This window comes from Pseudomonas sp. AC112 (genome assembly GCF_979253545.1).
The window spans coordinates 5,455,922-5,482,602 of the sequence record NZ_CEEDCM010000001.1; the positions used below are offsets into that span (position 1 = coordinate 5,455,922).

30 protein-coding genes are annotated in these 26,681 nt (G+C 59.2%); 14 read left to right on the forward strand and 16 right to left on the reverse strand.

Going from position 1 to position 26,681, the window contains the following annotated elements; genetic code table 11:
• Nucleotides 1-76 precede the first annotated feature (76 nt).
• A complete protein-coding gene (locus AC0IYN_RS25515) occupies nucleotides 77-1,135 on the reverse strand; it encodes an NAD(P)H-dependent flavin oxidoreductase (protein ID WP_471843883.1) in 1,059 nt (352 codons plus the stop codon).
• A 109-nt stretch (nucleotides 1,136-1,244) separates the two neighbouring features.
• A complete protein-coding gene (locus tag AC0IYN_RS25520; RefSeq protein ID WP_471843885.1) occupies nucleotides 1,245-2,123 on the reverse strand; it encodes an alpha/beta fold hydrolase in 879 nt (292 codons plus the stop codon).
• Nucleotides 2,124-2,296: 173 nt separating this feature from the next.
• Between AC0IYN_RS25520 and AC0IYN_RS25525 the strand changes: the two genes are divergently transcribed.
• The gene (locus tag AC0IYN_RS25525; protein ID WP_406597109.1) at nucleotides 2,297-2,890 is read left to right on the forward strand and encodes a CGNR zinc finger domain-containing protein; all 594 of its coding nucleotides are present in this window, start codon (nucleotides 2,297-2,299) and stop codon (nucleotides 2,888-2,890) included.
• Between the two features lie 78 nt (nucleotides 2,891-2,968).
• On the opposite strand, the gene ada is transcribed toward AC0IYN_RS25525, so the two are convergent.
• The 4 genes from ada to AC0IYN_RS25545 all read right to left on the reverse strand — a co-directional run bounded on the left by ada (nucleotide 2,969) and on the right by AC0IYN_RS25545 (nucleotide 5,262).
• Nucleotides 2,969-4,021: a bifunctional DNA-binding transcriptional regulator/O6-methylguanine-DNA methyltransferase Ada gene (gene ada, locus AC0IYN_RS25530; RefSeq protein WP_406597110.1), complete on the reverse strand. Its 1,053-nt coding sequence runs from the start codon at nucleotides 4,019-4,021 to the stop codon at nucleotides 2,969-2,971.
• A gap of 75 nt (nucleotides 4,022-4,096) precedes the next feature.
• Nucleotides 4,097-4,762, reverse strand: a complete 666-nt coding sequence (gene alkB, locus AC0IYN_RS25535) for a DNA oxidative demethylase AlkB (protein WP_457248539.1) — start codon at nucleotides 4,760-4,762, stop codon at nucleotides 4,097-4,099.
• A 4-nt stretch (nucleotides 4,763-4,766) separates the two neighbouring features.
• Nucleotides 4,767-4,934, reverse strand: coding sequence for a hypothetical protein (locus tag AC0IYN_RS25540; RefSeq protein ID WP_406597111.1), 168 nt, complete (start codon nucleotides 4,932-4,934; stop codon nucleotides 4,767-4,769).
• 25 nt (nucleotides 4,935-4,959) lie between these two features.
• Nucleotides 4,960-5,262 (reverse strand): DUF1883 domain-containing protein, encoded by a 303-nt coding sequence (locus AC0IYN_RS25545; RefSeq protein WP_003191319.1) that lies wholly within the window; start codon nucleotides 5,260-5,262, stop codon nucleotides 4,960-4,962.
• A gap of 212 nt (nucleotides 5,263-5,474) precedes the next feature.
• Between AC0IYN_RS25545 and AC0IYN_RS25550 the strand changes: the two genes are divergently transcribed.
• The 4 genes from AC0IYN_RS25550 (at nucleotide 5,475) to AC0IYN_RS25565 (ending at nucleotide 7,890) form a co-directional block, all read left to right on the forward strand.
• Nucleotides 5,475-5,828, forward strand: coding sequence for a hypothetical protein (locus AC0IYN_RS25550; RefSeq protein WP_406597112.1), 354 nt, complete (start codon nucleotides 5,475-5,477; stop codon nucleotides 5,826-5,828).
• A 188-nt stretch (nucleotides 5,829-6,016) separates the two neighbouring features.
• Nucleotides 6,017-6,664 carry a c-type cytochrome gene (locus tag AC0IYN_RS25555; RefSeq protein WP_406597113.1) on the forward strand — a complete coding sequence of 216 codons (648 nt, stop codon included), beginning with the start codon at nucleotides 6,017-6,019 and terminating at the stop codon, nucleotides 6,662-6,664.
• On the forward strand, nucleotides 6,661-7,584 hold the full coding sequence (locus tag AC0IYN_RS25560; protein ID WP_406597114.1) for a c-type cytochrome: 924 nt from the start codon (nucleotides 6,661-6,663) through the stop codon (nucleotides 7,582-7,584). The genes AC0IYN_RS25555 and AC0IYN_RS25560 overlap by 4 nt, the downstream gene beginning before the upstream one ends.
• Nucleotides 7,585-7,659: 75 nt before the next feature.
• Nucleotides 7,660-7,890, forward strand: coding sequence for a hypothetical protein (locus AC0IYN_RS25565; protein ID WP_457248536.1), 231 nt, complete (start codon nucleotides 7,660-7,662; stop codon nucleotides 7,888-7,890).
• A gap of 9 nt (nucleotides 7,891-7,899) precedes the next feature.
• On the opposite strand, the gene AC0IYN_RS25570 is transcribed toward AC0IYN_RS25565, so the two are convergent.
• The gene (locus tag AC0IYN_RS25570) at nucleotides 7,900-8,181 is read right to left on the reverse strand and encodes a hypothetical protein (RefSeq protein WP_078048535.1); all 282 of its coding nucleotides are present in this window, start codon (nucleotides 8,179-8,181) and stop codon (nucleotides 7,900-7,902) included.
• 142 nt (nucleotides 8,182-8,323) lie between these two features.
• Nucleotides 8,324-8,509, reverse strand: coding sequence for a hypothetical protein (locus tag AC0IYN_RS25575; RefSeq protein WP_029294643.1), 186 nt, complete (start codon nucleotides 8,507-8,509; stop codon nucleotides 8,324-8,326).
• 310 nt (nucleotides 8,510-8,819) lie between these two features.
• On the opposite strand from AC0IYN_RS25575, the gene galU reads away from it, so the two are divergent.
• Together galU and gorA are read left to right on the forward strand one after the other, a co-directional pair.
• Nucleotides 8,820-9,659 carry a UTP--glucose-1-phosphate uridylyltransferase GalU gene (gene galU / locus AC0IYN_RS25580; protein WP_003173830.1) on the forward strand — a complete coding sequence of 280 codons (840 nt, stop codon included), beginning with the start codon at nucleotides 8,820-8,822 and terminating at the stop codon, nucleotides 9,657-9,659.
• A 105-nt stretch (nucleotides 9,660-9,764) separates the two neighbouring features.
• A complete protein-coding gene (gene gorA / locus AC0IYN_RS25585) occupies nucleotides 9,765-11,123 on the forward strand; it encodes a glutathione-disulfide reductase (RefSeq protein ID WP_457267266.1) in 1,359 nt (452 codons plus the stop codon).
• Here gorA and AC0IYN_RS25590 read toward each other — a convergent pair whose 3' ends face one another.
• Nucleotides 11,124-12,131, reverse strand: a complete 1,008-nt coding sequence (locus AC0IYN_RS25590) for a DNA-binding protein (protein WP_471843895.1) — start codon at nucleotides 12,129-12,131, stop codon at nucleotides 11,124-11,126. It abuts the gene before it with no gap.
• Nucleotides 12,132-12,301: 170 nt separating this feature from the next.
• Between AC0IYN_RS25590 and AC0IYN_RS25595 the strand changes: the two genes are divergently transcribed.
• The 3 genes from AC0IYN_RS25595 (at nucleotide 12,302) to ahpF (ending at nucleotide 15,636) form a co-directional block, all read left to right on the forward strand.
• Nucleotides 12,302-13,234 (forward strand): site-specific integrase, encoded by a 933-nt coding sequence (locus tag AC0IYN_RS25595; RefSeq protein ID WP_406597118.1) that lies wholly within the window; start codon nucleotides 12,302-12,304, stop codon nucleotides 13,232-13,234.
• Nucleotides 13,235-13,378: 144 nt separating this feature from the next.
• Nucleotides 13,379-13,942 (forward strand): alkyl hydroperoxide reductase subunit C, encoded by a 564-nt coding sequence (gene ahpC, locus AC0IYN_RS25600; protein WP_010210361.1) that lies wholly within the window; start codon nucleotides 13,379-13,381, stop codon nucleotides 13,940-13,942.
• Between the two features lie 128 nt (nucleotides 13,943-14,070).
• Entirely contained in the window at nucleotides 14,071-15,636 is a 1,566-nt protein-coding gene (ahpF, locus tag AC0IYN_RS25605) for an alkyl hydroperoxide reductase subunit F (RefSeq protein ID WP_078048531.1), read from the forward strand.
• 54 nt (nucleotides 15,637-15,690) lie between these two features.
• On the opposite strand, the gene gloA is transcribed toward ahpF, so the two are convergent.
• A complete protein-coding gene (gene gloA / locus AC0IYN_RS25610; protein ID WP_025856006.1) occupies nucleotides 15,691-16,212 on the reverse strand; it encodes a lactoylglutathione lyase in 522 nt (173 codons plus the stop codon).
• Between the two features lie 196 nt (nucleotides 16,213-16,408).
• On the opposite strand from gloA, the gene AC0IYN_RS25615 reads away from it, so the two are divergent.
• Complete coding sequence (locus AC0IYN_RS25615; RefSeq protein ID WP_406597133.1) at nucleotides 16,409-16,945, forward strand: DUF4946 domain-containing protein; 537 nt, start codon at nucleotides 16,409-16,411, stop codon at nucleotides 16,943-16,945.
• A gap of 111 nt (nucleotides 16,946-17,056) precedes the next feature.
• Here AC0IYN_RS25615 and AC0IYN_RS25620 read toward each other — a convergent pair whose 3' ends face one another.
• The 3 genes from AC0IYN_RS25620 to AC0IYN_RS25630 all read right to left on the reverse strand — a co-directional run bounded on the left by AC0IYN_RS25620 (nucleotide 17,057) and on the right by AC0IYN_RS25630 (nucleotide 20,115).
• The gene (locus AC0IYN_RS25620; protein ID WP_406597119.1) at nucleotides 17,057-17,422 is read right to left on the reverse strand and encodes a histone-like nucleoid-structuring protein, MvaT/MvaU family; all 366 of its coding nucleotides are present in this window, start codon (nucleotides 17,420-17,422) and stop codon (nucleotides 17,057-17,059) included.
• Nucleotides 17,423-17,622: 200 nt separating this feature from the next.
• Nucleotides 17,623-19,164, reverse strand: a complete 1,542-nt coding sequence (locus AC0IYN_RS25625) for an EAL domain-containing protein (RefSeq protein ID WP_471843900.1) — start codon at nucleotides 19,162-19,164, stop codon at nucleotides 17,623-17,625.
• 81 nt (nucleotides 19,165-19,245) lie between these two features.
• A complete protein-coding gene (locus tag AC0IYN_RS25630; RefSeq protein WP_471843902.1) occupies nucleotides 19,246-20,115 on the reverse strand; it encodes a LysR family transcriptional regulator in 870 nt (289 codons plus the stop codon).
• Between the two features lie 77 nt (nucleotides 20,116-20,192).
• Here AC0IYN_RS25630 and AC0IYN_RS25635 point away from each other — a divergent pair, with 77 nt between their 5' ends.
• Both AC0IYN_RS25635 and hppD read left to right on the forward strand, forming a co-directional pair.
• Nucleotides 20,193-21,116 (forward strand): DMT family transporter, encoded by a 924-nt coding sequence (locus AC0IYN_RS25635; RefSeq protein WP_471843904.1) that lies wholly within the window; start codon nucleotides 20,193-20,195, stop codon nucleotides 21,114-21,116.
• A gap of 245 nt (nucleotides 21,117-21,361) precedes the next feature.
• Complete coding sequence (gene hppD, locus AC0IYN_RS25640; RefSeq protein WP_406597123.1) at nucleotides 21,362-22,438, forward strand: 4-hydroxyphenylpyruvate dioxygenase; 1,077 nt, start codon at nucleotides 21,362-21,364, stop codon at nucleotides 22,436-22,438.
• A 55-nt stretch (nucleotides 22,439-22,493) separates the two neighbouring features.
• Here the strand turns inward: hppD and rarD are convergent, their stop codons facing one another.
• The 3 genes from rarD to AC0IYN_RS25655 all read right to left on the reverse strand — a co-directional run bounded on the left by rarD (nucleotide 22,494) and on the right by AC0IYN_RS25655 (nucleotide 25,565).
• Nucleotides 22,494-23,375 (reverse strand): EamA family transporter RarD, encoded by an 882-nt coding sequence (gene rarD / locus AC0IYN_RS25645; RefSeq protein ID WP_471843907.1) that lies wholly within the window; start codon nucleotides 23,373-23,375, stop codon nucleotides 22,494-22,496.
• Nucleotides 23,376-23,570: 195 nt separating this feature from the next.
• On the reverse strand, nucleotides 23,571-24,581 hold the full coding sequence (locus AC0IYN_RS25650) for an aldo/keto reductase (protein ID WP_406597125.1): 1,011 nt from the start codon (nucleotides 24,579-24,581) through the stop codon (nucleotides 23,571-23,573).
• A gap of 81 nt (nucleotides 24,582-24,662) precedes the next feature.
• The gene (locus AC0IYN_RS25655; protein WP_406597126.1) at nucleotides 24,663-25,565 is read right to left on the reverse strand and encodes a LysR family transcriptional regulator; all 903 of its coding nucleotides are present in this window, start codon (nucleotides 25,563-25,565) and stop codon (nucleotides 24,663-24,665) included.
• Nucleotides 25,566-25,665: 100 nt separating this feature from the next.
• On the opposite strand from AC0IYN_RS25655, the gene AC0IYN_RS25660 reads away from it, so the two are divergent.
• Nucleotides 25,666-26,370: an SDR family oxidoreductase gene (locus AC0IYN_RS25660; protein ID WP_457248530.1), complete on the forward strand. Its 705-nt coding sequence runs from the start codon at nucleotides 25,666-25,668 to the stop codon at nucleotides 26,368-26,370.
• Nucleotides 26,371-26,681 lie beyond the last annotated feature (311 nt).

Genomic DNA, 26,681 nt, shown 5'->3' on the forward strand with positions numbered 1-26,681 from the left:
GCTCAACCGCTATGTATGGGAATATATAGCGGTTGGCCATTGCCGGTACAGTGCAAAGTTGCCTTGGGTAAGGGTTCTAGTTGAACTTGGCCAGCGCCTGTTCCGCCAGTTCACGTGTCAGTTCATAGGTGCTGATGTCTTTGCCCAGGCGCAGTGCCTGGCCGGACCACAGGTTGCTGAAGCCCGCTTCATCCTTGGCCTTGAGCGGGATCAGCGCGCCGCCGGAGGTTGGGAAGGCGGGCGCAGCCGGGTTGATCGCACCCAGCTCACGCATCACCCGGTTGACGATGCCCCGCGCCGGGCGACCGGTGAACAGGTTGGTCAACGCGGTCTCGCTGGCCTGGGCATGCCGCAGTGCGTAGTGGTGGGACGCAGTGACGTTGGCTTCGGGCGTAAACAAATAAGCCGTACCGATCTGTACCGCCGAGGCGCCCAAGGCAAAGGCCGCGACAATCCCACGCGCATCCCCGATCCCACCGGCCGCAATCACCGGCACACTGACGGCGTCGACGACTTGCGGCAGCAGGGCGAACAAGCCGATCTGGGTGTTGAGGTCATCGCTGAGGAACAAGCCGCGATGCCCGCCCGCTTCACTGCCCATGGCGATGATTGCATCGCAGCCGTGCTGTTCCAGCCAGATGGCTTCTTCCACTGTAGTGGCCGAAGACAGCACTTTGGCACCGGTGGCCTTTACCCGGTCCAGCAGGGATTTTTCCGGCAAGCCAAAGTGAAAGCTGACGACCTCGGGGCGGAATGCTTCGACTACCTGGCACGCTGCTTCGTTGAACGGTTCGCGGTTGGACACCGGGGTTGGCGCGTCATAGTCGGCACCCAACTCGCGGTAGTAGGGTTCCAGCAACGCCTTCCAGCGTCGATCGCGCGCGGCGTCCGGCGCGGGTGGTTGATGGCAGAAGAAATTGACGTTGATCGGGCGCGGGCTGGCCTGGCGGATGGTGGTCAGCGCGTCGCGCAGTTGCTCGATGCTCAGCGCCGCGGCCGGCAATGAGCCCAGCGCGCCCGCCTGGTTGGCGGCAATGACCATGGCCGTGGTGGTGCCGACGGCCATGGGGGCCTGGATGATCGGCACATCAATGCCCAATAGGTCGAGAAGGCGAGTGTCTGGCCAGGTGCTCATGGGGTGCTTCTCCAGCGTTAATGAGGCTTTACGCTGTTTTAACAGGGCCCTTGGCACCCGGCCAGTCTGTTTTATTCACTGGACGACAGCGTGGTTTCGTGGTGCGCCATCATTGGATGGCGTTGCCCAGCACCGCGTGTATCCGCTCGGCGATATGCGCCGCGTGGGTTTCCAGGGCGAAGTGGCCGGTGTCCAGCAGTTCTACGACAGCATTGGGGTTGTCGGTTTTATAGGCATGGGCACCCGGCGGGATAAAGAACGGATCATTCTGGCCCCAGATCACCAGTGTCGGCACTTGCCTGGCCTGGAAGAACGCCTGGAACGCTGGGTACAGCGTCAGGTTGTTGCGGTAGTCGAGAAACAGGTCCAACTGGATCTCATCGTTGCCGGGACGCTGCATGAGCAGTACATCGAGCATGTAGGATTCCGGGGCCACGCACTCGGGCTGATGCACGCCGTGCAGGTACTGGTAGCGCGTGCCTTCCAGGCTGATCACGGCGTTGCGGATCACCTCTCGGTTGGCCTGGCTCGGCTCGGCCCAATAGGCACGGATCGGTCCCCAGGCATCCCCAAGGCCTTCCAGGTAGGCATTGCCATTCTGCGACACCAGCGCGCTGACCCGTTCCGGGTGAGCCACTGCCAGGCGCAGACCCACCGGCGCGCCGTAGTCGAAGACGTACAGGGCGTAGCGGCTCAGTGCCAGCGCATCGACAAAATGCCCGATCGTGATTGCCAGGTTATCGAAGCTGTAGTGGTAATCGCGCTCGGCCGGCACCTCGGTAAAGCCGAAGCCCGGTAAATCCGGGGCGATCACTCGATAGCGCGTTGCCAGCAGGGGAATCAGGTCTCGGTACATGTGGGACGAACTGGGGAAGCCGTGCAGCAGCAACATGACCGGTGCCGACGGATCGCCAGCCTCGCGGTAAAACAGGCGAACGCCGTCGACTTCGACGTGGCGGTAATGAACGACGGGGGCTTGAGTGGTCATGATCAGAGTACCTTTGTAACTTGATTGGGTTGATTTACGGGTTACTGATTTCAAAAACTGCGCTTAAAAGAGTAACCTGTCAAATAAATTATTCAGGTTAGCTTTTCGTCGTGTGTAACTACCCAATAAGTGAGATAGGGGTTACGATGCCAGCGCTCACCAGAGGATTGACCATGACTGTTTCCCCGCCGACTGCCGCCCCCTTGGAACCCTACGTCCTGGCCGATGACCCGGTACTGGATATGCTCAATACCCTGGCGAATATCGACGGGGTGCCGTGGGATTTCTGGCAAACCGATGCCGACGTAGCCGCCTGGTTGACGCGCGTAGAGTGGTTTGAGCAGGACAGCATGCCTGGATTTGAACCCAGTGCTTTACTCAGCGCTGCGCGAGAACTGCGTGAAGTGATCCGCGACCTTGTCGCTGCCCGTAAAGCCCGGCAACCGGGCAACCCTGCGGCGCTTAACACCTTCTTGCGCAAGGCCGTCAGCCATCCGCAACTGGTCTGGCCGGCCACTGAGGCGCCCCGGCTCGAGCGTCAACGCAAGCAGCAAACAGCGGAACAGTTCCTGGCGCCGATAGCCGAGGCTGCCGCCACGTTATTGGTGGAGGGGGATTTCAATTTGATCCGTCGCTGCGAGCATCCGGAATGCATCTTGTGGTTTTATGATCGGACCAAGGCTCATAAGCGTCGCTGGTGCAGCATGGCGCTGTGTGGCAATCGGCATAAGGTCGCTGAGTTTCGTAAACGCAAACTGAAGCTTTAAAGGAGAGGGCTTTGCAGAGCATCAGGATGCAGTACGTCGAGGCAATCCGTACCTGGCGCTGATCCACATCGGTATACGCTAGGTCTTCGACGCCTGCTCGCGGGCGAGTAACTGCTGTTTGCGTTCCACGCCCCAGCGATAGCCCGACAGCTCGCCATTACTGCGCACCACGCGATGGCAAGGGATTGCCACCGCCAGGCTGTTGGCGCCACAGGCCTGGGCCACGGCACGAAAAGACGTCGGCGCGCCGATACGTTCGGCAATCTGTGCGTAGCTGGCCGTGCTCCCCGGTGGAATTTCCCGCAAGGCTTGCCAAACGCGTTCCTGAAACGCCGTGCCGCGCAGGTCCAGCGGCAGGTCCAGGCCGAGCGCCGGCGCTTCGATAAACCCCACGACTTGCGCCACCCGTTGTTCAAATCGCTGGTCGGCGCCCACCAGTTCAGCCTTGGGAAACTGATCCTGCAGGTCGCGCACCAACCGGTCCGGGTCATCCCCCAGCAGAATCGCGCACACGCCACGGGCGCTTTGTGCCACCAGGATCGCACCCAGGGAGCACTGCCCGACGGCGAACAGGATCGCGTTGTTGGTGCCACCGGCCTTGTAGTCGCTGGGCGTCATGCCGAGCAGTTGATTGGCCGACTCATAAAAGCGGCTGTTGGAATTGAAGCCTGCGTCATACAGCGCATCAGTCACCGAGTGCGAAGCCTTGAGGCTATCGCGCACCTTGCGTGAGCGATGGGCGCTGGCGTAGCCCTTGGGGGTCAGGCCGGTAACGGCTTTGAACACGCGATGAAAATGGAAGGGGCTCAGGTTGGCTTGCAGCGCAAGCGCATTCAGGCTGGGCGGGGTGTCGGCCTGCTCGATATGGCGACAGGCGTCGGCCACCAATTGCGCATGCTGTGCTGCGAGCTGGGTCTGGTCACCTGCCGCGCGTTTGCTGGCGCGGTAACCTGCGGCTTCGGCCTGCGCCGGGGTGTCGAAAAATTCGATATTTTCCGGGCGCGGCAAGCGCGAGGCACTGCTGGGGCGGCAGTACACGCCGGTGGTCTTCACGCCGTAGACGAACAGCGTATCAGCCTTGGGGTCACGGGCGAGAATGGCTGCCCAGCGGGGGTCTTGTTCGGTAGTCATGGTCGGCACTCTTGACGGATCATGGCCAGATTAGTCGTGCCGCGAAGACCTGGCACTCGGAAGCTTGCGGTCAAATCAGCCGGCGGTGCGAAAGGTCAGGTTGATGCGTTGCGGGCCCATGATCGGGTGCACGCCTTCCTTGATCGGCATCACGCCGTGAAAGCGCAGGCGATCCACGCCGCCCCAGACCACCACGTCGCCATGGAACAGCGAGACTTTGCGCGTCTTGTCACTGCGCGCATGCCCGCCAAACAGGAAAATCGCCGGCAAACCGAGGGACACCGACACCACCGGTTCGCTGTAGCGACGCTCGTTCTTGTCCTGGTGCAGGGACATTTTTGCACCTGGCACATATCGGTTGATCAGGCAGGCGTCGGGCGCAAAGTCGACAAAGCCGGCTTCTGCCGCCGCCATGTTAGCCAACTGGCGCAAGACCTCCGGCATATTCGGCCACGGCTGCTGGGTGCGCGGGTCGAGTGGCGAGTAGCGATAGCCGGAGGTGTCGGTGGTCCAGCCCAGGTCGCCGCAGCTGCTTAATGCGGCCGACATGGTAAAGCCACCGGGCGTGACCATCTGCCGAAACGGTGATTGAGCCAGCACTTGGCGCAGTTCCGGCAGAAGGCGCTCAATCCAGGGCAGGGCGTAACCCCTTAATACGTAGGACTGTTCGCCGATTTGCTCGCGCCCTGCAGGTTGCTGCAAGGCATCATCGGCGAACAGGTCGGCGGTGGGGCCAGGCATTGGCTTACAGCGCCTTGCTCACGGTGATGTCGGTGATTTCGTCACTGGCATCGTGAATCTTCGCCAGCGCTTGCTTGGCTTCTTCTACGTTGTTGGTCTGCAGTTGGGCGAACTCAAAGCGGCGTTCGCCGTTGAGCTTGTACTTGATCACGTATTTGGTGGTAGCGGTCACGATGATTTCCTGTGGGGTGTTCGGGTCAGCTCAGTTTGGAACTGGTACGACGCACAATGCGGATCTTGTGGGACAGCGCGGGTTTGCGGGTCACGCTGATGGCGCGACGTGTAACCACATCCAGGGTGATGTTCCAGAAGCCGGTGCTCGGTGCGGTGATTTTGGCCGGGAATTTGTCAAAGGCGCCGCCATGGTACGTGTGGCGGCCGCCGTTCTTGAAGCTGCGAAAATTCGCGTCGCTCATCAGGCGGATATTACAAGTCTGCGAGCATTCGATGACGACAATGTCTCCCTCGTTGAGGTGCTCGCGCTGGTGGATGAATTTCATGAGGGTGTCTCCAGAAGGGCTTTTTCTGAAAAATCAGAACGATACGTAGGTTAAGATGGAGTTTATCAGCCCCAGCGCGTTTATTATCGGCCCGTCTTCAACGACGTCGACAATTTAAAACAGTTATTTACCGAGTTATCAGGGATAAATCCTACGTTGGCGGGAGAAAAATACCATTGCCGCTGTCGTAGGGTCTTTATCGGAGGTTTTGTATGAAGTGGAGTGTGTTGGTTCTGGCCCTGGCGATTGGTGGGTGTGCTTCGGTTGCAGATATCAAGCAGACCCCGCCGACCTTGGCGGTCATTTCCGGGAAGAAACCACAGGAATACGCTGCGTGCGTGGTAAAAAAGTTGTCCGCAACCCGCCGGCCGCCGCAGATCGAACCGCATAAGGACGGTGGCGTGCAGGTAATCGTACCGCAAAAATTTTCAGCCGATCCTTCGGCGATTTTCGAAATTGATGAACGTTCCAGTGGCAGCAGCATCAAGCTCTACGAGAGCATGTCCAATGTGCCGATCCGTCCGGGTGACGTGAAGAAGGCTGGCGAAGAGTGTATTTCCGGCTGATAAGGCCTGTTTCGCCCTGCAACGTCGAATCCGATAAAAAAGCCTGGCCCCACAGTAGTGGGGCCGGGCTTTTTTTGTGCGGCGTTTAAACTGTGTTTAAAGAGTTGTCGCGATGGGATCATTCCCATACCATTTGTATGGTTTATGCCATAAACATCTAAGCATATAACTATAAAAATGGAGTCGTGATGATGTCCCTGGACCGAGTACTGATGGGCAGTGCGCTGATGCTGCTGTTGGGCAGTGCCCACGCACTGGATGGGAAGAAGATCTTTACCGAGGGCGGCTCGCAACCCGGTGCCCTGCCTTGCGTAGCCTGCCATGGTGCCGATGGCGCAGGGCTCGCCGCAGCGGGTTTCCCCCGGTTGGCGGGTTTGCCGGCGCTGTATGTGCGTAAACAGTTGGAAGACTTCAAGCGCGGCAGTCGCGCCAATCCGGTGATGCAACCTTTGGCGAGCGCCCTCACCGAGGCTGAAATCGACGCGGTCAGCCAGGCGCTGGAAGCGATGCCTGGCCCCGTCCCCCAAGCAATCCAGCGTAGCGAGATGCCGATCAACGCTGCGCAAAAACTCGCGCAGCAGGGCGCGTGGGAACGCCAAATTCCCGCCTGCGCCAGTTGCCATGGCCCTAGCGGAACGGGTGTCGGCGACGCGTTTCCACCGCTGGCCGGTCAACCCGCCAGCTACCTGGCAGCCCAGTTGACGGCCTGGCAAAACGGTACCCGTCACAATGACCCGAATGACTTGATGGGCCACATCGCAAAATCCCTTACTCCGACGCAAGTGCAGGAAGTTGCCGAGTACTTCGCGGCGTTGAAAATGGAGGCCAAGCCATGAGCCCGTTTACGTTTGCCTTGGCTGTGGCGGCGCTGGGTCTGTCGCATGCTCATGCCGCCACGATTGCCATGGAAGACCAGTCGCAACTGCAACCCGCCACCGGTCACGCTGCAGTCAGTCAATTCCAGCCGCCTCAAGAGAGCGAGCTGCCGGAGAATGCCTACGGCAAGTTGGTCAAGCAGGGCTACGCACTGTTTGTGGATACCAAGCGTCTGGCGCCGAAGTTTGTCGGTAACGGCCTCAATTGCAGTAATTGCCATCTGGATCAGGGCCGGCTGGCCAATTCAGCGCCGCTGTGGGCTGCCTACCCGATGTACCCGGCGTATCGAAAGAAGAACGACAAGGTCAACACCTTTGCCGAGCGGTTACAGGGATGTTTCCAGTTCAGCATGAACGGCGGTACGCCACCGACCGCTGACAGCCCCGAAATCACCGCGCTCTCGGTGTATGCGTATTGGCTGGCCAGCAAGGCACCGCTGGGCGTGGAATTGCCGGGCCGGGGCTACCCCGATGTGGCGCAACCCGCCAAGGGCTACGACCTTTCCCAAGGTGCCCAGGTGTACAAAGGGCAATGCGCGGTTTGCCATGGCGCTGAGGGGCAGGGCCAAAAGGTCGGCGATAGCTATGTGATGCCGCCCTTGTGGGGTAAGGACTCCTACAACTGGGGTGCCGGCATGCATCGCATCAATACGGCGGCGTCCTTCATCAAGCACAACATGCCGCTGGGCAAGGGTGGCAGCTTGAGCGATCAGCAAGCCTGGGATGTTGCCGCCTACGTCAATAGCCATGAAAGGCCGCAGGATCCACGCCTGGTCGAGGGTTCCGTAGAGAAGACCCGGGTCAAATTCCACGCCAATGACGGTGTCAATCTCTACGGCCAAACCGTAGACGGCGTGCTGATCGGGCAGGGCATCCGTTAAACTCTCACCGAATATGTAAAAATGCCGCGCAAACTCTCGGTTTGTGCGGCATTTGTCTTTTTTGGGAAGTCTTTTATGAAGCGTGAACACGTCAGGGCTCGCCAGGCCGAAGGCCAGATATCGGCCACTCACATCATCCAGAACCCCGCCGACCTGGACGAATGGATCGTCTTCTTCAAGAAAAGCGGCGGTCGCAGTTTTTTCCTGGTGGACGATCAGGACGAAGTCGAGTCGTTCCCGCGACTGGATGACCTGGTAGAGACCATCCGAGGGCTGGGCATCAAGTTTGCCGATATTCAGCTGTAGGTGTAACGCTTACTTGCAGACCACCACCACGCTGCGGCTCTTGAAGTTGCCGACGTCCTGGCCCAGGGTCTTTTCACTTTCCTTGAGCGAGGGCGTGCCTTCGGTGCCGACGATACGGTAGCCGGTGCCTGCGCAAGAGGCGTCAGCCTTCTCGTAACAGCTGGCCCAGGAATTGGCTTCGCCCGAGCAGTCGATGGTCAGGCCTTGTTCACCGTTTTTCAGGTAGACGTCAGAGGTGGTGGTGCAGCCGGCAATCGCCAGTACCGCAGTCAGTGCCAGAATCTTGTTCATGTGTGTTCATCATAAAGGGTGTTGGAGGGGCGCTGACACTGTCGTGGGGCGTTTCGGCGAGATTATAGCGAACTGCCATCTACGTACAGACAAACACAAAAAAGCCCCGTTCACCGGGGCTTTTTGCACAGCGCGCTGAAGCTTACTTGCCCTTGGGCCGCTTGCTCGACGCATGGCCTGCTTCGTCCACAAACACTTCAGCCACGGCGATAGCCTGGCTTTCGGTCGCGAATGCGCCTGCGACGCTGTCGCCGTGGAAGTTGATCAAGTGCCAACCGTCCGCTCGCTTGGTGATCAGGTAGCCGTTCACGCCTTTTGGTTCTGACATCTATCAAGTATCTCGTGGTCTGGTTCAAGGGCCTAATGATAGCGCCAAATGTCGCGGGGCCGCGCAAGTTATTCCAGGTCAGTGTTCTGGGCCCGAAAGCGTGTTAAAAAGGTTGCAGACCTTGGAAATACTGAGGTGCAGGCATTTTTTGCCATGCCAGGGATAAACCGCTGTGCAACTTGAGCGGAACTTACGCTGACATTTTTTCTCTATGATGACATCGCAACGCCAGCAGGACCCATTGTAAGGTGACTGCGGCCTGATTAGACTGCGCCGAATTCCGTACGCACAGCCCTTTGTAAGGACCCATATGATCAAGAAATGCTTGTTCCCAGCAGCCGGTTACGGCACTCGCTTCTTGCCAGCGACCAAGGCCATGCCCAAAGAGATGCTGCCGGTGGTGAACAAGCCACTGATTCAGTACGGCGTCGAAGAGGCACTGGATGCCGGTCTGAACGAAATCTCCATCGTGACCGGTCGCGGTAAGCGCGCGCTGGAAGACCACTTCGACATCAGCTATGAGCTGGAAAACCAGATCAAGGGCACCGACAAGGAAAAATACCTGGTCGGTATCCGCAAACTGCTCGACGAGTGCTCGTTCTCCTACACCCGTCAGACCCAGATGAAAGGCCTCGGCCACGCCATCCTGACCGGTCGCCCACTGATCGGCGACGAGCCGTTCGCCGTGGTCCTGGCGGATGACCTGTGTGTGAACCTGGAAGGCGACGGTGTGCTGACCCAGATGGTCAAGCTCTACCAGAAATATCGCTGCACCATCGTTGCAGTGATGGAAGTGAACCCGACCGAAACCAACAAGTACGGCGTTATTGCCGGTGATGACATTGGTGATGGCCTGATCCGCGTACGTGACATGGTTGAAAAACCGGCACCGGAAGACGCACCTTCGAACCTGGCGATCATCGGTCGTTACATCCTGACCCCGGATATCTTCAAGTTGATCGAAGAAACCGAGCCAGGCAAAGGCGGCGAGATCCAGATCACCGACGCCCTGCTCAAGCAAGCCAAAGACGGTTGCGTCATTGCCTACAAGTTCAAGGGCCAGCGTTTCGACTGCGGCGGCGCTGAAGGCTACATCGAGGCGACCAACTTCTGCTACGAGCATTTCTACAAGACTGGCAAGGCTTACTGATCCACGGGGTAAGCAGCCTGTTCCAAAAAAGCCACCTTCGGGTGGCTTTTTCGTTTTTCAGCCCCATGTAAGTCGGTATGCTGATGTCCTGCCGAGGAGAGTGAAATGGCCTACGATTTTGACCTGTATGTAATTGGCGCCGGTTCTGGCGGTGTTCGTGCGGCGCGTTTTGCCGCAGGCTTTGGTGCCAAGGTGGCCGTTGCGGAAAGCCGCTACCTGGGTGGCACCTGCGTCAACGTTGGTTGCGTGCCGAAAAAGCTGCTGGTGTACGGCGCACATTTTGCCGAAGACTTTGAGCAAGCCAGCGGTTTTGGTTGGTCGCTGGGCGAGGCGAATTTTGATTGGCCCACCCTGATCGCCAACAAGGACCGCGAGATCAACCGTCTCAATGGCATCTACCGCAACCTCTTGGTCAACAGCGGTGTGACCCTGCATGAAGGTCACGCGCGCCTGGTTGATCCGCATCAGGTCGAGATCAATGGTGAGCGTTTCACTGCCAAGCACATCCTGATCGCTACGGGTGGCTGGCCGCAGATTCCAGAGATTCCAGGGCGTGAACACGCGATTGGTTCCAATGAAGCGTTCTTCCTCAAGGAGTTGCCTAAGCGCGTGCTGGTTGTCGGCGGTGGTTATATTGCCGTCGAGTTCGCCGGGATCTTCCACGGCCTGGGTGCACAGACAACCCTGCTGTATCGCGGCGATCTGTTCCTGCGCGGCTTCGACGGCTCGGTGCGCACGCACCTGAAGGAAGAGCTGACCAAGCGTGGCCTGGACCTGCAATTCAATGCCGACATCGAGCGCATCGACAAGCAAGCCGACGGCAGCCTCAAGGCGACGTTGAAAGACGGCCGCGTGCTGGAAGCCGACTGTGTGTTCTACGCCACCGGGCGTCGTCCGATGCTGGACAACCTGGGGCTGGAGAACACCGGCGTCAAACTCGACAAGCGCGGCTTCGTTGAGGTGGATGACCAGTACCAGACCGCCGATTCATCCATCCTCGCCATCGGCGATGTGATCGGTCGTGTGCAGCTGACACCGGTTGCCCTGGCTGAAGGCATGGCCGTGGCGCGTCGACTGTTCAAGCCCGAACAGTATCGCCCGGTGGATTACGCGATGATCCCGACGGCGGTATTCAGCCTGCCGAACATTGGCACCGTGGGTCTGACTGAAGAAGAGGCAAAAGAGAAGGGTCACAAGGTTCAGATTTTTGAAAGCCGCTTCCGGCCGATGAAGCTGACCCTGACCGAGTGCCAGGAAAAAACCCTGATGAAGCTGGTGGTCGACGCTGACACTGACAAAGTGCTGGGTTGCCACATGGTGGGGCCGGACGCAGGTGAAATCGTGCAAGGCCTGGCGATCGCGCTCAAGGCGGGCGCGACCAAGCAGCATTTCGATGAAACCATCGGCGTGCACCCCACGGCGGCGGAAGAGTTCGTCACCATGCGCACGCCCGTGGCAGGCTGATCAGCCGTTGGGGCTTGCCTCTGGCGCCGCTGCAACGGCGGCCGCCAGGCGCAATGCCTCGATACTGGCCTGGGCCTTGATCAACTCCAGTTCCAGGTGCTTGTTGTCGCGCTGGTGTTCGGTCAGCGCTTCCTGGCGTGACTGGCTTTCCATCACGGCCACCCGTAGGCGTTCCTGAAGCAAGGTGCGCTCGCTGTCTATCAGGCTGACCTGTTCGCTCAGCTTGAGTTGCTGGGCCTGATCCTTGCGGGACTGTTCCTGCAGGGCGGCCAACTCCTTCGCTGTCACCCGATGCTCGATCAGCAGGCGTTCGTTGTCGCGATGCAGTTGGGTGATCTCATCCTGACGCACCATGGCGCTTTGCTGTACCTGGCGCAATTCGGCCTGGACCTGCTGCAACTGGCCTTCGTGGCGGCGCTGTTCCTGCTCGCGCTGCTCCTTGATTGCCGTGCGGTAATGCTCCAGGGCCTCCCTGGCGTGCAGGTGCTTTTCTTCCAGCGAACGAATCTGTTCGTCCTTGTCGTTGATCCGTAATTCGTAATCGCTGCATGCCTGGCTCAGCCCGGCGTTACGGGTTTGCTCGGTCTGCAGGCTGGTGCTGGCGGTTTGCAGGGCAGCGCTTTCTTCTGCCAGGGCTGCGGCCTGGATATCAAGCTGTTGCTTGAGCTGGCCGTGAGCGTCTTCGAGCGCTTCTATCTGGGCGAGCAGGGCGGCTTTTTGCTGTTCGAACTGTGCCAGGGCCAGGTCGATTGGCTCCTGGGCCTTGTCTTTCAGGCGCTGAGCCAGGCGTGCGACCAGTTCGCCAAGTTCGTCGTCGATCGGCGCCTCAGTGATGGTGACGCGGGTTTCGCTGTCGTCCAGCTCTTTCAAATAGCGATGAATCGTGGTTTTCGAACCGGTGTTGCCCATTTCGATGCGTACAGCGTCGATGCTGGGGTTTTCGCCACGGGCGAGGATCGCCAGGCGTGCCGTTTGAACTACTGCTTTATTGATGCCGCCACGAGCCATGGGGTCTCCGTCGATTTCGTAGTGTGGTACGTGGTATGTATATACGTACTGTAACACGAATAAAAAACTGTTTAAATTCATCATTTAACAGATGGGATATTGGCGTATTATCCCGTGTCATACGCGTTTAATCCGCGAAAGCACCTACCAGCAGTACGAATAGGCCTCCGATGAGCGATCTGGACCGTTACCTCAACGCCGCCACCCGCGATAACACGCGGCGTAGCTATCGCGCGGCCATCGAGCACTTCGAAGTGAGTTGGGGCGGGTTCCTGCCCGCGACCAGCGACAGCGTGGCGCGGTATCTGGTTGCTCACGCCGGGGTACTGGCCGTGAACACCTTGAAGCTGCGGCTCTCGGCGTTGGCGCAGTGGCACACGAGCCAGGGGTTTCCCGACCCGACCAAGGCGCCGGTGGTGCGCAAGGTGCTCAAGGGCATTCGTGCTGTGCACCCGGCTCAGGAGAAGCAGGCCGAGCCTTTGCAGCTCAAGCAGCTGGAGCAAGTGGTGACATCTCTTGAGAGAGAGGCGAAAGAGGCGGCGCAGGCACAGGATCAGCCTCGGTTGCTGCGCGCCAAGCGCGACATGGCGCTGATCCTGCTGGGTTTCTGGCGCGGCTTTCGTAGCGATGAACTGTGCCGCCTCGAGATCGAACAGGTGCAGGCGACGCCCGGCGCCGGCATCAGCCTGTACCTGCCACGCAGCAAAAGCGACCGCGACAACCTCGGCAAGACCTACCACACCCCGGCGTTGCTGCGCCTGTGCCCAGTGCAAGCCTACAGCGAATGGCTCAGCGCTTCGGCGCTGGTGCGCGGGCCGGTATTCCGTGGCATTGATCGCTGGGGCAACCTGGGAGAGGAGGGCCTGCACCCCAACAGCGTCATCCCGCTGCTGCGCCAGGCGCTGGAGCGCGCCGGCATACCCGCCGAGCAATACACCAGCCACTCACTGCGTCGCGGCTTTGCCACCTGGGCCCATCGCAGCGGCTGGGATATCAAGTCGTTGATGAGTTACGTCGGCTGGAGCGACATGAAATCTGCCATGCGCTATGTTGAAGCGACGCCCTTTCTTGGCATGACCTTGGCAACCCAGCCGCTGCTTTGAGATTTCTTCTATTAATACAGTCGCCTGATAGGGAAAACCAATCGTCAGCATGAGGTTTGCCAATGAGCCATCGACCGAGAGAGTGGGTAGGATTCACTTCATCAACTTCTTCACCCTTTTTACAAACCTGACGGAGAGTCAACGATGCCTATCATCAACAGCCAAGTAAAACCGTTCAAAGCTACCGCCTACAAAAACGGCAACTTCGTAGATGTGTCCGACGCTGACCTGAAAGGCAAGTGGTCCGTTGTGTTCTTCTACCCAGCCGACTTCACCTTCGTTTGCCCAACCGAGCTGGAAGACCTGGCTGACAACTACGCCGAATTCCAGAAGCTGGGCGTCGAAATCTACAGCGTTTCCACCGACACTCACTTTGCCCACGCTGCCTGGCACAACACTTCGCCAGCCATCGGCAAGATCCAGTACACCATGATCGGCGACCCAACCCTGACCATCTCCCGCAACTTCGACGTACTGATCGAAGAAGCAGGCCTGGCAGACCGCGGTACTTTCGTGATCAACCCAGAAGGTCAGATCAAGATCGTTGAACTGAACGACGGCGGTGTTGGCCGTGACGCTTCCGAGCTGCTGCGCAAAATCAAGGCTGCTCAATACGTCGCTGCCCACCCAGGCGAAGTGTGCCCAGCCAAGTGGAAAGAAGGCGAAGCCACCCTGGCTCCGTCCCTGGACCTGGTCGGCAAGATCTAAGTCTGTGAAGTCTCAAGGGCGGGAATCCGCACTTAAGTAAGCTGCATCCGCCCCCAAAAACGCCCGGGCGAGATTCGCTCGGGCGTTTTTTTGTCTGCAATAAACCGAATTAATAGGAAATCGCCCGTATGTTGGACGCCAATCTTAAAGCTCAGTTGAAGTCATACCTGGAACGGGTCACCCAGCCGATCGAGATCGTCGCCTCCCTCGACGACGGTGCGAAATCCCAGGAAATGCTTGCTCTTTTGCAGGACGTTGTCAGTCTCACTACGCTGATTACCCTGAAAACCGATGGCGATGATGCGCGCAAGCCTTCGTTCTCCATCAATCGCCCGGGTGCCGATATCAGCCTGCGTTTTGCCGGCATCCCCATGGGCCATGAATTCACTTCGCTGGTGCTGGCCCTGTTGCAAGTCGGTGGCCACCCGTCGAAGGCCAGTGTCGAAGTGATTGAACAGATTCGCGCCCTCAAAGGCGAGTTCAGCTTCGAGACCTACTTCTCGCTGTCCTGCCAGAACTGCCCGGACGTGGTCCAGGCGCTGAACCTGATGGCCGTGCTCAACCCGAACATCCGCCACGTCGCCATCGACGGTGCGCTGTTCCAGGCTGAAGTCGACGAACGCCAGATCATGGCGGTGCCAAGCGTGTACCTCAATGGTGTGAACTTCGGCCAGGGCCGCATGGGCCTGGAAGAAATCCTCGCCAAGCTCGACACCAGCGGTATCGAAAAAGCCGCCGAGAAAATCAGCGCCAAGGACGCCTTTGATGTCCTCGTCGTCGGCGGTGGCCCGGCCGGTTCGGCGGCGGCGATCTACGCGGCACGTAAAGGTATCCGTACCGGTGTCGCTGCCGAGCGTTTCGGTGGGCAAGTGCTGGACACCATGTCCATCGAGAACTTCATCTCGGTGCAGGAAACCGAAGGCCCGAAACTGGCCAGCGCCCTGGAAGCCCACGTACGCCAGTATGACGTGGACATCATGAACCTGCAGCGCGCCAGCAGCCTGATCCCGGCGAAAAATACCGGTGACCTGCACGAAATTCGCTTCGAAAGCGGTGCGACTCTCAAGTCCAAGACCGTGATCCTGGCCACGGGTGCCCGCTGGAGAGAAATGGGTGTGCCGGGCGAGCAGGAATACAAGGCCAAGGGCGTGTGCTTCTGCCCGCACTGCGACGGTCCGTTGTTCAAAGGCAAGCGTGTCGCGGTGATCGGCGGCGGTAACTCCGGCGTTGAGGCGGCCATTGACCTGGCGGGTATCGTCAGCCACGTTACCTTGCTCGAGTTCGACAGCAAATTGCGCGCCGACGCCGTGTTGCAGCGCAAGCTCTACAGCCTGCCGAACGTTGACGTGATTACCAGCGCGCTGACCAGCGAAGTGAAAGGCGATGGCCAGAAAGTCACCGGCCTGGCGTACAAGGATCGCGACAGTGGCGAGTTCAAGACCCTCGACCTGGAAGGTATCTTTGTACAGATTGGCTTGCTGCCTAACACCGACTGGCTCAAAGGTACTGTGGAGTTGACACCGCGCGGCGAGATCATTGTCGATGCGCGTGGCGAGACATCACTGCCAGGCGTGTTTGCCGCCGGTGACGTCACGACAGTGCCGTACAAGCAGATCGTGATCGCGGTGGGCGAGGGCGCCAAGGCCTCCCTGAGTGCTTTCGATCACCTGATCCGTACCTCCGCTCCGGCCTAAACCCAGGGCCCCGGAAATGAAAAAGCCCCATGAGTGATCATGGGGCTTTTTTTGTTACAGCGGTGCGGGCTGGATTATCTCGACCCAGTACGCATCCGGGTCCTTGATGAAGGCCAGGCTCTTCATGCGGCCGTCGGTCAGGCGCTTCTGGAAATCACAGCCCAAGGCTTCGAAACGTTCACAGGCTGCGACGATATCCGGCACGGAGATGCAGATGTGGCCAAAGCCACGTGGGTCGGTATTGCCGTTGTGGTAGGCAAAGTCGGCGTCGTTTTCGGTGCCGTGGTTGTGGGTCAGTTCCAGGATGCCCGGGATCGACTTCATCCATTGGGTGCGTTCGGCGGCGTCAGCGGGGATCTGGGATTTGTCCACCAGGGCCAGGAAGTACAGGCTGAATTCAGCTTCTGGGAAGTCACGTTTTTCGACCAGCGAAAAGCCCAGGACGCGGGTGTAGAAGTCCAGCGACTTGGTGATGTCCTTGACCCGCAGCATGGTGTGGTTGAACACGAAGTTGGCGGTGGCGGTGTCAGGCTGGGCGGTGACGCCCGGGAAAGTGTTCAGTTCGTGCAGGCTCATGGGCCCTCCAGAAAAAATGGGGCAAACGCGGCTCTAAGATGTGAGCGGTTCCTTGGCTTGCGGCTGGCATCCGTGCAGCCGGACCATGATACGCAAGGCTCGCCCCATGCGCCAAATGAAAAAGCCCACGCAGGCCTTGCGACACAGCGCGGCCGGGGCTCAAACTTTGGCGCTTGGACCTTGGGTGTTTTTCGTGATGATTGAATTCCGCAAACGGCTGTTGAGTACGGTGTGTCTGTTGTTGGCCAGCCCCTTGTTGATGGCGGCCGACCCCGAAATCCATTGGCCCAGCGGCTGGCAAGTCGAAGAAGTCGTGCCCGACGGTGAGGCGCCGGTAACACCACAGCCAGTGTCTCGGCAGCGGGCGATCAAGAATGATGAAAACGGCGCGACCTTGATGGTTATCGAATTGACCGGCACACCGATTGAAGCAGGGCACAAGGTTAATCTGCAGGGTGTATTGCTGGAGATGCGCAAGTCGATCCAGAAAGATTTTGCCCAGGGCGGTTATCAAAGTGTGTGCAGCAAGATGCACCCTACAACATTGAGCCGTCTTGACGCGCTGGAAACTACTTGCGTGATTACCGAAAATGGGCGCCACGTGATTTCGCAAACATTGGTGGGCGCGGTGGATGCCGATAAGGCTTATGTTTTTTCATACGCAGGGCAGGCTGATGCTTACGAAGCCAGCAAGGACGAAGTCAGTTCAGTGCGCGATAGCCTGAAACTTTAAGTGTGGTGTGCGCGCCGATTTTGAACATAATGAAACGTTATTTAAGTTCGCTTTCGAACCCTTGAATAAAAAAGCCTCGCATAAGCGGGGCTCTTCATTAGTGCGATGCAATCAGCCGCGAAGCCAGGAATCTACAGTGGCGGCGCCGTACTGTTCTTTCCAGGCCTTGAGGCCGCGGTGGTTGCCGCCTTTGGTTTCGATCAGTTCGCCGGTGTGCGGGTTCTGGTAAACCTTGACCACGCGTGCACGGCGCTGTTTTGGTGCGGTAACGGCAGCAGCGCTGGACTTGCCCGGGTTTGGGTCAAGGATGGAAATGATGTCGCGCAGGCCTTTGCCATAGGTCTTCATCAGGGCTTGAAGCTTTTCTTCGAATTCGATTTCTTTCTTCAGGCCGGCGTCGTTCTTCAGGGATTCCAGCTGGGCAAGCTGCTCTTGAAGGGCTTTTTCTGCTGCGCGAAATTCGGCGAGTCTGGACAAAATCTGTACTCCAATAGTGTAGTTGGCTGATATCAACTGCAGACAAAGCTATAAGCCAAGCGCTTTAAGGCGACCCAGAAAAAAGAAGTCGTCTCGCGAGTTCTGCACAGGCAGGAAAAATTGTAGTAGTTAATGCGCTACGAGTAAATCATGTCTTTTGTCTAAATAACATTCTTTCCACACCCGTAGTGTGTGGCTATTCAATGGCTGGCCAGTGAATTAATAAATTGATCACAGGGTAGAGGCTTTCCGAAGAGGTAGCCCTGCAGGAAATCCACGCCTTGTGCGGCCAGGTATTCACACTGTTCAGCGGTTTCCACACCTTCGGCAACGATGCCCAAGTCGAGCTTGCCGGACAGTTCCATGATGCTGTCCAGAATATGCCGTGATAATGCATCGGCACCGATCATGGCGACAAAACTCTGGTCGATCTTCAAGTAGTCCACATTGAAGTTACGCAAGTAGCCCAGGCTGGAATGGCCAGTACCAAAGTCATCAATGGCAATCATCACCCCCAGTTGATGCAAGGCGTCGAACAGGCGGCGGGTGATATCGGTGGGCTCGATCAACTCGCGTTCGGTCAATTCCAGCACCAGGGTCACCTGGCCCACGGCAAAGGCGGCAAGAAACTCCCGGCAGTCATCCACCAACGCCAGATCCTGGCAGTGTCGTGCGGTGATGTTTACGCCGATGTGAAAGCCAGGGCTGAAACGCGCCGCATGGGGCGCCAGTTGCGCGGCGGTCTGGCGCAGCAGCGCCCGGGTCATCGGCACAATAAGGCCTGAATGTTCGGCCAGGGGGATAAACAAGTCGGGACGCACCAGGCCTTCCTTGGGATGTTGCCAGCGCATCAGTACTTCGCATCCCGCCCACTCACGGGTGTCACCTCGCACGACTGGCTGGAAATACGGGATGAATTCATTGGCGCCGAGCGCACGCTGCAGCTCATGGGTTGGTGCCGAAGAGCGCTTCTGCAGCCAATGCGCAAGCACGCCGGCCAGCACGCCAAAGAACAGCACCAGGCTGAACACCGCCGGGTATCGGGCCTGCATGTAGCGCCACACCTCACCGGCCGGCATGCCGGCCTCGACACTGTAGTGATAGCGTTCGGAGGCTAACTGGTGATGGGCCACGGCAAACACCGGCACGGCGGTGTCACGCACCTTGCCATCGCCGCTTAGCCAGTTCGGACCCACTTGCAATACCAGGTGGGCATAACGGCTGATCAGGCGCAGGGCGTTGGTCAGGTGGTAACCATCAATCGACGCAAAGGCAGCCTTGTCACCGTCCACCAGCCGGTAAACCAGCAGCGCGGTATCGGGCGTTACCGGGTTGCCGTTCATCAACCATAACCGACCATCCACGTAGTCGTCCGGGTTGACCGGTGATTCGTAGTTGCTGCCAAACAGTGAGCTGCAGTAGATGTTTTTCTGCCAGGACAAGGTGGTCGCACGCACGAATGGCCGCCGCGTGACTTGTTCGCGCAGGGCCAGTTGTACGCCGTTATCACAGGGCTGCCCCGCCAACGGCAGCAAGGCCTGGGCGGCGAGGGCGGTGTTGTCGAGCATCAGGTCGAATTGGCGCACCGCCTCCTGGGCGGTCTGCGCCGTGCTTTGTTCCAGCGTGCGTTCAGCCTGCCAATGCAGAATGACCACCCCGAGCACGATCGGCAGCAACGCACTGAGCGACGTAATCAAGTAACGAGTGGCGCGTTTACGCGGGCCGTTGACGGTCAGGGGCATGAAGGGAACGGCCTGCTGCAGGGATCAGATTCGGTCGATGATAGTTGGCTGGGACAAAATAAGCTCGCCGAGCCTGCAGGTTTACCACTCAAGCCCTTGTGCAATACGAATAAAAGCGAGCGTCGCCGGCGAAGATTGACGCCGATCCAGTACCGCCAGGCCGACCCGACGCGGCACACGGGGCGACAGCGCGCGCTGCACGTAACGCGAATCGGCCGCGGTCGGCAACGAAGCCTGTGCCACCACGCTGACTGCTTCTGCGCGGCTTACGGTATCCAGGGTACTGAGCAATTGCGAGCAGCGATATCGCACATTCGGCGTCAGCCGTGCCTCGTTGAACAGGCGCATCACCAGCTCGGTGGAGCCGGCCTCTGTCAGCGCGAAAGGGTCGCTGCACAGGTCCTTGAGGCTCACCTGTTCCTGGGCAGCCAGCCTGTGATTGACCGGCAGCAGTGCCACCATCTGGTCTTCGAACAATGCAAAGGTGTCGAAGCGCTCCTGGTCCAGCACCACAAAACCAATATCAATCCGGCGTTCATCAAGCCACTGGGTCACTTGTCTGTCGGGCCCTTCGTCGACGTGCACTTCGATGCCTGGGTACTCCAGGTGAAACCGGCTGAGGATCTTCGGCAGCAGGTAGGTCGAGGAGGTTGGGCCGAACGAGCCAATGCGCAGGGTCCCGCGTTTCATGCCGCGCGCGTCAGCCGCTTCCTGCTGCAAGGTATTGGCCAACCCCAGCATTGCCCGGGCGCGTCCCAGCAACTGTAGGCCAATGTCACTGAGCTCCACCTGGGCCTGGTGACGACGGAACAATGCCACCCCCAGTTCCTGCTCGAGGCCTTTGATCGCATGGGAGACCGCCGATTGGCTGATACCGAGACGGTGGGCGGCGCTGGTAAAGCCTTGCAGTTCGGCGACCAGGGAAAATATTTCCAGTTGGGTCAGGGTCATGAGTAATCACTCATTTTACGATGACACTGTATTACCAGAAGAATGCCGGGGTCCTCAAGCCATTGGAGCCTCTGCCCGTGCATTCTTCCTCGGATCGCATCACTTACATGAAGTTGGCCGCTGTCACCATGATCTGGGGCGGAACGTTCGTCGCCGGTCGTTTTTTGAGCGGGGCACTTGACCCGCTGCTGGCGGCAAGCCTGCGTTTTGTGCTGGCGAGCCTGGCCTTGCTGGGGTTCATGGGACTTGCGCGCATACCCTTGTCCCGCCCGAGCCTGGGGCAGATGGGGCAGTTGGCGGTGCTGGGTTTTTTCGGCATCTTTTTCTACAACCTGTGTTTTTTCTACGGGTTGCAATACGTCAACGCGTCGCGGGCCTCATTGATAGTGGCGTTGAACCCGGCAGTGATCGGCCTGGCGTCCTGGTGGCTGTTCAAGGAGCGTCTGGGGGCCAGCAAAATCGTGGGCATTGCAGTGTGCTTGGCGGGCGCAGCCACGGTGATCGTCAGCCGTAACCCACAGGTGTTGAACGCAGGAGCCAACGCTTGGCGGGGGGACGTGCTGATCTTCGGGTGCGTAGCAGGGTGGGGCGTCTACTCGCTGTTTTCCCGAGGTTTGAACCAGAGTCTCGGACCGCTGCAGACGGTCACCTGGTCGATACTGCTGGGCACCCTTATGCTCATCCTCGCCACGCTGGGCACGGGCCACTTCAGCCTTGAGGCCGTCGTCAGCCTGCATCTGCCCCAGGCACTGAGCCTTATGTACCTGGGCGTGCTGGGTTCGGCGCTGGCCTATATCGGCTATTACGATGGCATCCGGCGTATCGGCGCGACGCGCTCCGGGGTCTTTATCGCGCTCAACCCGCTCACGGCGGTGATCTGTGGCGCCTTGCTGCTGGACGAGCAACTGACCCTGCCCATGCTAATTGGCGGAGCGGCGATCCTGCTGGGCATCTACCTGTGCAACAAACCCCTTGCGCCTGCCAGGGCAAAGGGGATTTGATAAGACTACGGACAAACACTGTTACGCTGTGTAGAATCGATTTACGCATACAAGAATATGGACTTGCGCTCACGCAAGCCTAAGCCGTCAGAGACTGATGACCCCATGAAGCTACTCGGCTCCCCCCTCATCTTTGGTGACTTCCTCGCCCGCAGTGTGCGAGGCCTTTCCTGTGCGCCGCCCTCCAACCTCATCCTTGCTCGCAATTAATTCAGTATTTATTACAAGAATGATGAGGTGCCACCATGGCAGATCTATACGAAAATCCAATGGGCCTGATGGGCTTTGAATTTATCGAATTCGCGTCGCCGACCCCGGGCACCCTGGAGCCGATCTTCGAGATCATGGGCTTCACCAAGGTCGCGACCCACCGCTCCAAGAATGTGCACCTGTACCGCCAGGGCGAGATCAACCTGATCCTCAACAACGAACCCAACAGCATCGCCTCCTACTTTGCGGCAGAACACGGCCCGTCGGTGTGCGGCATGGCGTTCCGCGTCAAGGATTCACAGAAAGCCTACAACCGCGCCCTGGAACTGGGTGCCCAGCCGATCCACATCGAAACCGGCCCGATGGAGCTGAACCTGCCGGCGATCAAAGGCATTGGCGGCGCGCCGCTGTACCTGATCGACCGTTTCGGCGAAGGCAGCTCGATCTACGATATCGACTTCGTGTACCTCGAAGGCGTCGAGCGCAACCCGCAGGGTGCGGGCCTTAAGGTCATCGACCACCTGACCCACAACGTCTATCGCGGCCGCATGGTCTACTGGGCCAACTTCTACGAGAAGCTGTTCAACTTCCGTGAAGCGCGTTACTTCGACATCAAGGGCGAATACACCGGCCTGACCTCCAAGGCCATGAGTGCCCCGGATGGCATGATCCGCATCCCGCTGAACGAAGAATCGTCAAAGGGCGCGGGGCAGATCGAAGAGTTCCTGATGCAGTTCAACGGCGAGGGCATTCAGCACGTAGCGTTCCTTACCGACGACCTGGTCAAGACCTGGGACGCGTTGAAGAAGATCGGCATGCGCTTCATGACCGCGCCGCCGGACACCTACTATGAAATGCTCGAAGGCCGCCTGCCGAACCACGGCGAGCCGGTGGATCAACTGCAGGCACGCGGTATTCTGCTGGACGGTTCTTCGGTCGAAGGCGACAAGCGTCTTCTGCTGCAAATCTTCTCGGAAACCCTGATGGGCCCGGTGTTCTTCGAATTCATCCAGCGCAAGGGCGATGATGGGTTTGGCGAGGGCAACTTCAAGGCGTTGTTCGAGTCCATCGAACGTGACCAGGTGCGTCGTGGTGTGCTGACCGCCGACTAAACGTAAAAAAGCCCGGCCGAGGGTGACCCCGGCCGGGCTTTTTATCGCCTGCGCATCAGGCTTTGCGTTGGCGGACCAAGTGCTTGAAACCTTCGAACACCAGCACCATCACCGCCAGCCAGATCGGGATGTAGGTGAACCATTCGCCACCTTTGATCCCTTCCCCCAGGATCAATGCCACGCCCAGCAGCAACACAGGCTCCACATAACTGAGCAAGCCAAACAGACTGAACGCCAGTAAACGGCTGGCGATGATATAGCTCACGAGCGCTGAGGCACTGATCAGGCCCAGCATCGGGATTAGTGCATACAGTTTAGGGTGGGCATCCATGACCGCAAAGCCTTGCTCGCCACTCTGCACAAACCACCAGGCCACCGGTAGCATCAGCGCCATATCCAGCCAGAGCCCGCCCAGATGGTCGGTCTTGAGGTATTTGCGCACGATGAAATAAACCGGGTACCCAATGATCACCACCAGCGTTGCCCAGGAGAATCCACCCGCCTGGTACAACTCGTTGAGTACACCTAGGGCGGCAAAAAACACGGCGATACGCTGCAGGTAAGAAAGTTGCTCGCCCCACACCAGGCGCCCGGTCAGCACCATGGTCAGCGGCAACAGGAAGTAACCCACCGACACATCCAGGCTGCGCCCATTCAGCGGCGCCCACATGAACAGCCACAACTGTACGCCGAGCAACGCGGATGACAGCGACACGCCGGCGATCAGGCGCGGGCTGTCCGCCAACATGCGCACCAGTTCCCACACGCGCCGCCATTCGCCACTGACGATCATGAAGACGGTCATGCACGGCACCGTAAGCAACATGCGCCAGCCGAAAATTTCCAGGCCGCTCAGTGGCGTAAGCAATGATGTGAAGTAATACATCACGGCAAACAACACCGAGGCCAAGACCGATAACACAACACCTTTAGACACACTGTCCTCGCGAAAAACCATTGATACAAAGAAGGGGATTTCAGGTGAGGATTATGGTGCTTTTGGCGGGGAAGGGTTGCGCTGTTTTGGGGCGTTTCTCAGGAAAATTTTTCATCGGATCCTTTCGGACTCAAGCCTGTGGTGAGCGGGCTCACCACAGGCGATTTTTACGGCCTAACAACCCGTTTTCCAATCTTAAGCGTGGGCTATGCGACCGGAAACAAAATGCCCCACATCATTGAACCCCGGCGTCGACGAGTGACCCGGCGTCACCAGCGAATCGATGAACGCCTCGTCCTCCGCCGTGATCTTCACCGCTAACGCCCCAATGTAGGCATCCCATTGCGCCTCGGTACGCGGCCCGACGATCGCCGAGCTCACCGCCGAGTTGTTCAATACCCAGGCAATCGCAAATTCCACGATGCCCACGCCACGTCCCTGGGTGTACTGCTGGATCTGCTGGGCAATGCGCAGCGATTCCACGCGCCATTCGGTTTCCAGGATGCGTTTGTCCTGGCGCGCCGCGCGGCTGCCCGCTTCGGGGGTGACGTCCGGGGCATATTTACCACTGAGCACACCACGGGCCAGGGGGCTGTACGGCACCACACCCAAGCCATAGGCCGCTGCCGCCGTGATCTGCTCGACCTCGGCCTGGCGGTTGACGATGTTGTACAGCGGTTGACTGATCACCGGCTTGTCGACACCCAGGCGTTCGGCCACGCGGATCACTTCGGCAATGCGCCAGCCACGGTAGTTGGACAGGCCCCAGTAGCGGATCTTGCCCTGGCGAATCAGGTCGCCAATCGCCGACACCGTCACTTCCAGCGGTGTGTTGTGGTCTTCGCGGTGCAGGTAGTAGATGTCCAGGTAGTCGGTATCGAGGCGACTGAGGCTGGCGTCCAGTGCATTGAAGATGCGCTTGCGGCTCAAGCCGCTGCGATTGGGCAGGCCGTCGGTGGGGCCGATGGCCACCTTGGATGCCACCACCCAATCCTCGCGGTGGCGGGCGATGGCTTCGCCGACGATTTCCTCGGAGCGGCCAGCGGTGTAGACGTCCGCCGTGTCGATAAAGTTGATGCCCTGGTCCCAGGCCTTATCGATGATGCGCAGCGAGTCCTCGGTGTTGGTCTGTTCGCCAAACATCATGGTGCCCAGGGTCAAGGCGCTGACCTTCAACCCGGACTGGCCCAATGTGCGGTAAATCATGGATAACTCCTCAAGGCAGGGAAACGTGCCCCATGCAATACCAGACTCGCAGGCTCTGGGACAAGCCCTGCGCGTGTTTCTTCATGTGCTCAGCAGGGTCTGGCAACGTGCCTGTAAAAACCGATGCAGCACCTTCACCCGTTCCGACACTTGCAGGCGGTGGGGGCACATCAGGTTGAAGGGCGTGGGTTCGCCTTGCCAATCCGGCAGCAAGGGCACCAGTCGACCGGCCTTGATGTCTTGGGCAATGTCCAGATTGGCCTTGTAGGCGATTCCGTGACCGGCCAACGCCCAGCGCCGCACGATTTCACCGTCATCGCTGAGGTAATCGCCCGACACCTCGACCTCCTGCAGCACCGTGCCCTGGCGGAAATACCAAGTGTTGTTGGCGCGGCCCTGGCGCATGTAGCGCAGCGTGTTGTGCTGCGCCAGGTCAGCCGGAGCGAGGGGTGTGCCATGGCGAGCCAGGTAAGCCGGGCTGGCACAGGGGATGCGGTGGTGATCGGGCACCACCGGCAGCGCCACCAGGCTGGAATCCCTTGGCACGCCAAACCGCAGGGCGATGTCGACGGTGTCGCGGAACAGGTCGGCATTGCTGTCGTTGAGCAGCAATTGCAGGCGGATATTCGGGTGTTCGAGCTTGAATTCATCCAGCCAGCCCAGTAACACATTGCGCCCGAAATCCGAGGGCGCCGCCAGTTGCAGCAACCCGCTGAGGCTCTGCCCCTGTTGCTTGATCGCCTGTTCGCCCTCGGACAGGGCTTCCAGCGCGACTCTCACGCTCTCAAGGTAGCGCCGACCTTCTTCGGTCAGGCGCATGCTGCGGGTGGAACGTGCCAGCAGGCGAATGCCCAGCCGGGTTTCCAGGCGCTTGAGGGCGATACTGGCGGCGGCCGGGGTCAAGCCGAGCCCGCGTGCGGCGGCAGACAGGCTGCCGGTGTCGGCGGTGCGCACGAAGACTTCAAGGTCGAGGGTCGAGCTCATTTGTAAAAATCCTTTAAAGATCTTGTCGTTTTACCGGGATTTTTCGCCGATTGCCAAGCTGTGAAGATGAACGCTCATTTTCTCACTCAGGAATTTCCCCATGACTTCTTCCCTCAATGGCAAAACCGTCATCGTGATCGGCGGCAGCAGCGGTATCGGTGCCGCCGTGGCCAAGGCTGCGGCCAATCGGGGCGCGCAGGTGGTATTGGCCGGGCGGCGCTTGGTGTCTGGCGTGGAAAATGGCCTGCGCAGCGAACCGGTGGATGTCACCGATGCGGCCTCCCTGCAGCGCCTGTTCGAGACCGTGGGGCGCTTTGACCACCTGGTCTACACCTCCGGCCCCAGCGTGCGCGCCAAGCCGCTGGTCGAGACCGATTTGAACGAGGCACAGGAAAATTTCAATGTGAAGCTCTGGGGCTCGCTGCGGGCGATTCAACTGGCACTGCCATTCCTGGACGAACACGGCAGCATCAGCCTGACCTCTGGGCAACTGGGACGTAAATTGGCGCCGGGCCAGTTCATCAAGACCGGTATCAACGCGGCGACTGAAGCGTTGGGCAAGCAGTTGGCGAAGGAGCTGGCACCGCGTCGGGTCAATGTGATCAGCCCGGGTGTCATCGATACGCCGGCGTATGCAGGCTTGGCGCAAGAACAGCGCCAGGCGATGTTCGCCAAGGCGGGCGGCGCATTGCCGGTCGGGCGCGTGGGTCAGGCGCAGGAGGTCGCGGCGGGGTATGTGCTGGCCATGGAGAATGGTTTCATGACCGGCGCCGTGATTGACATCGACGGCGGCGGGTTGCTCTGACGTAATTGCAGGAGTCGGCTGAGGGTTAGGCCTTCAGGGCATAGGTATCTACACAGCTCTGAGTACGGCGCTGGACCTGTGGCGAGGGAGCTTGCTTGCGCCAGCGCTTGTATGGACGAGCGCTCTCTAACGGTTGCCCCGTAATCCAAATGTGGGAGCGGGCTTGCCCGCGAAGGCGGCCTTATTGGCGATCACAATCTAACGGTCACCCTGTGATCTAACTGTAGGAGCTGGCTTGCCAGCGATGGCGACCTAACTGCCGACCACAATCTAACTGTCACCCCGCAATCCAAATGTGGGAGCTGGCTTGC

Bases quoted from the DNA above. Each gene is read 5' to 3' on its own strand.
- AC0IYN_RS25650 (WP_406597125.1), bottom strand. From the start codon at position 24,581: ATGATTTACCGCACATTGGGCCAGTCCGGGTTGAAGGTCAGCGCCTTG.
- AC0IYN_RS25655 (WP_406597126.1), bottom strand. From the start codon at position 25,565: ATGAGCTCGACCCTCGACCTTGAAGTCTTCGTGCGCACCGCCGACACC.
- AC0IYN_RS25575 (WP_029294643.1), bottom strand. From the start codon at position 8,509: ATGTCAGAACCAAAAGGCGTGAACGGCTACCTGATCACCAAGCGAGCG.
- galU (WP_003173830.1), top strand. From the start codon at position 8,820: ATGATCAAGAAATGCTTGTTCCCAGCAGCCGGTTACGGCACTCGCTTC.
- AC0IYN_RS25595 (WP_406597118.1), top strand. From the start codon at position 12,302: ATGAGCGATCTGGACCGTTACCTCAACGCCGCCACCCGCGATAACACG.
- AC0IYN_RS25550 (WP_406597112.1), top strand. From the start codon at position 5,475: ATGAAGTGGAGTGTGTTGGTTCTGGCCCTGGCGATTGGTGGGTGTGCT.
- AC0IYN_RS25630 (WP_471843902.1), bottom strand. From the start codon at position 20,115: ATGACCCTGACCCAACTGGAAATATTTTCCCTGGTCGCCGAACTGCAA.
- ada (WP_406597110.1), bottom strand. From the start codon at position 4,021: ATGACTACCGAACAAGACCCCCGCTGGGCAGCCATTCTCGCCCGTGAC.
- gorA (WP_457267266.1), top strand. From the start codon at position 9,765: ATGGCCTACGATTTTGACCTGTATGTAATTGGCGCCGGTTCTGGCGGT.
- alkB (WP_457248539.1), bottom strand. From the start codon at position 4,762: ATGCCTGGCCCCACCGCCGACCTGTTCGCCGATGATGCCTTGCAGCAA.
- ahpC (WP_010210361.1), top strand. From the start codon at position 13,379: ATGCCTATCATCAACAGCCAAGTAAAACCGTTCAAAGCTACCGCCTAC.
- AC0IYN_RS25590 (WP_471843895.1), bottom strand. From the start codon at position 12,131: ATGGCTCGTGGCGGCATCAATAAAGCAGTAGTTCAAACGGCACGCCTG.
- AC0IYN_RS25545 (WP_003191319.1), bottom strand. From the start codon at position 5,262: ATGAAATTCATCCACCAGCGCGAGCACCTCAACGAGGGAGACATTGTC.
- ahpF (WP_078048531.1), top strand. From the start codon at position 14,071: ATGTTGGACGCCAATCTTAAAGCTCAGTTGAAGTCATACCTGGAACGG.
- AC0IYN_RS25660 (WP_457248530.1), top strand. From the start codon at position 25,666: ATGACTTCTTCCCTCAATGGCAAAACCGTCATCGTGATCGGCGGCAGC.
- AC0IYN_RS25625 (WP_471843900.1), bottom strand. From the start codon at position 19,164: ATGCCCCTGACCGTCAACGGCCCGCGTAAACGCGCCACTCGTTACTTG.
- AC0IYN_RS25520 (WP_471843885.1), bottom strand. From the start codon at position 2,123: ATGACCACTCAAGCCCCCGTCGTTCATTACCGCCACGTCGAAGTCGAC.
- AC0IYN_RS25615 (WP_406597133.1), top strand. From the start codon at position 16,409: ATGATTGAATTCCGCAAACGGCTGTTGAGTACGGTGTGTCTGTTGTTG.
- AC0IYN_RS25560 (WP_406597114.1), top strand. From the start codon at position 6,661: ATGAGCCCGTTTACGTTTGCCTTGGCTGTGGCGGCGCTGGGTCTGTCG.
- hppD (WP_406597123.1), top strand. From the start codon at position 21,362: ATGGCAGATCTATACGAAAATCCAATGGGCCTGATGGGCTTTGAATTT.
- AC0IYN_RS25565 (WP_457248536.1), top strand. From the start codon at position 7,660: ATGAAGCGTGAACACGTCAGGGCTCGCCAGGCCGAAGGCCAGATATCG.
- AC0IYN_RS25515 (WP_471843883.1), bottom strand. From the start codon at position 1,135: ATGAGCACCTGGCCAGACACTCGCCTTCTCGACCTATTGGGCATTGAT.
- AC0IYN_RS25555 (WP_406597113.1), top strand. From the start codon at position 6,017: ATGATGTCCCTGGACCGAGTACTGATGGGCAGTGCGCTGATGCTGCTG.
- gloA (WP_025856006.1), bottom strand. From the start codon at position 16,212: ATGAGCCTGCACGAACTGAACACTTTCCCGGGCGTCACCGCCCAGCCT.
- AC0IYN_RS25570 (WP_078048535.1), bottom strand. From the start codon at position 8,181: ATGAACAAGATTCTGGCACTGACTGCGGTACTGGCGATTGCCGGCTGC.
- AC0IYN_RS25525 (WP_406597109.1), top strand. From the start codon at position 2,297: ATGACTGTTTCCCCGCCGACTGCCGCCCCCTTGGAACCCTACGTCCTG.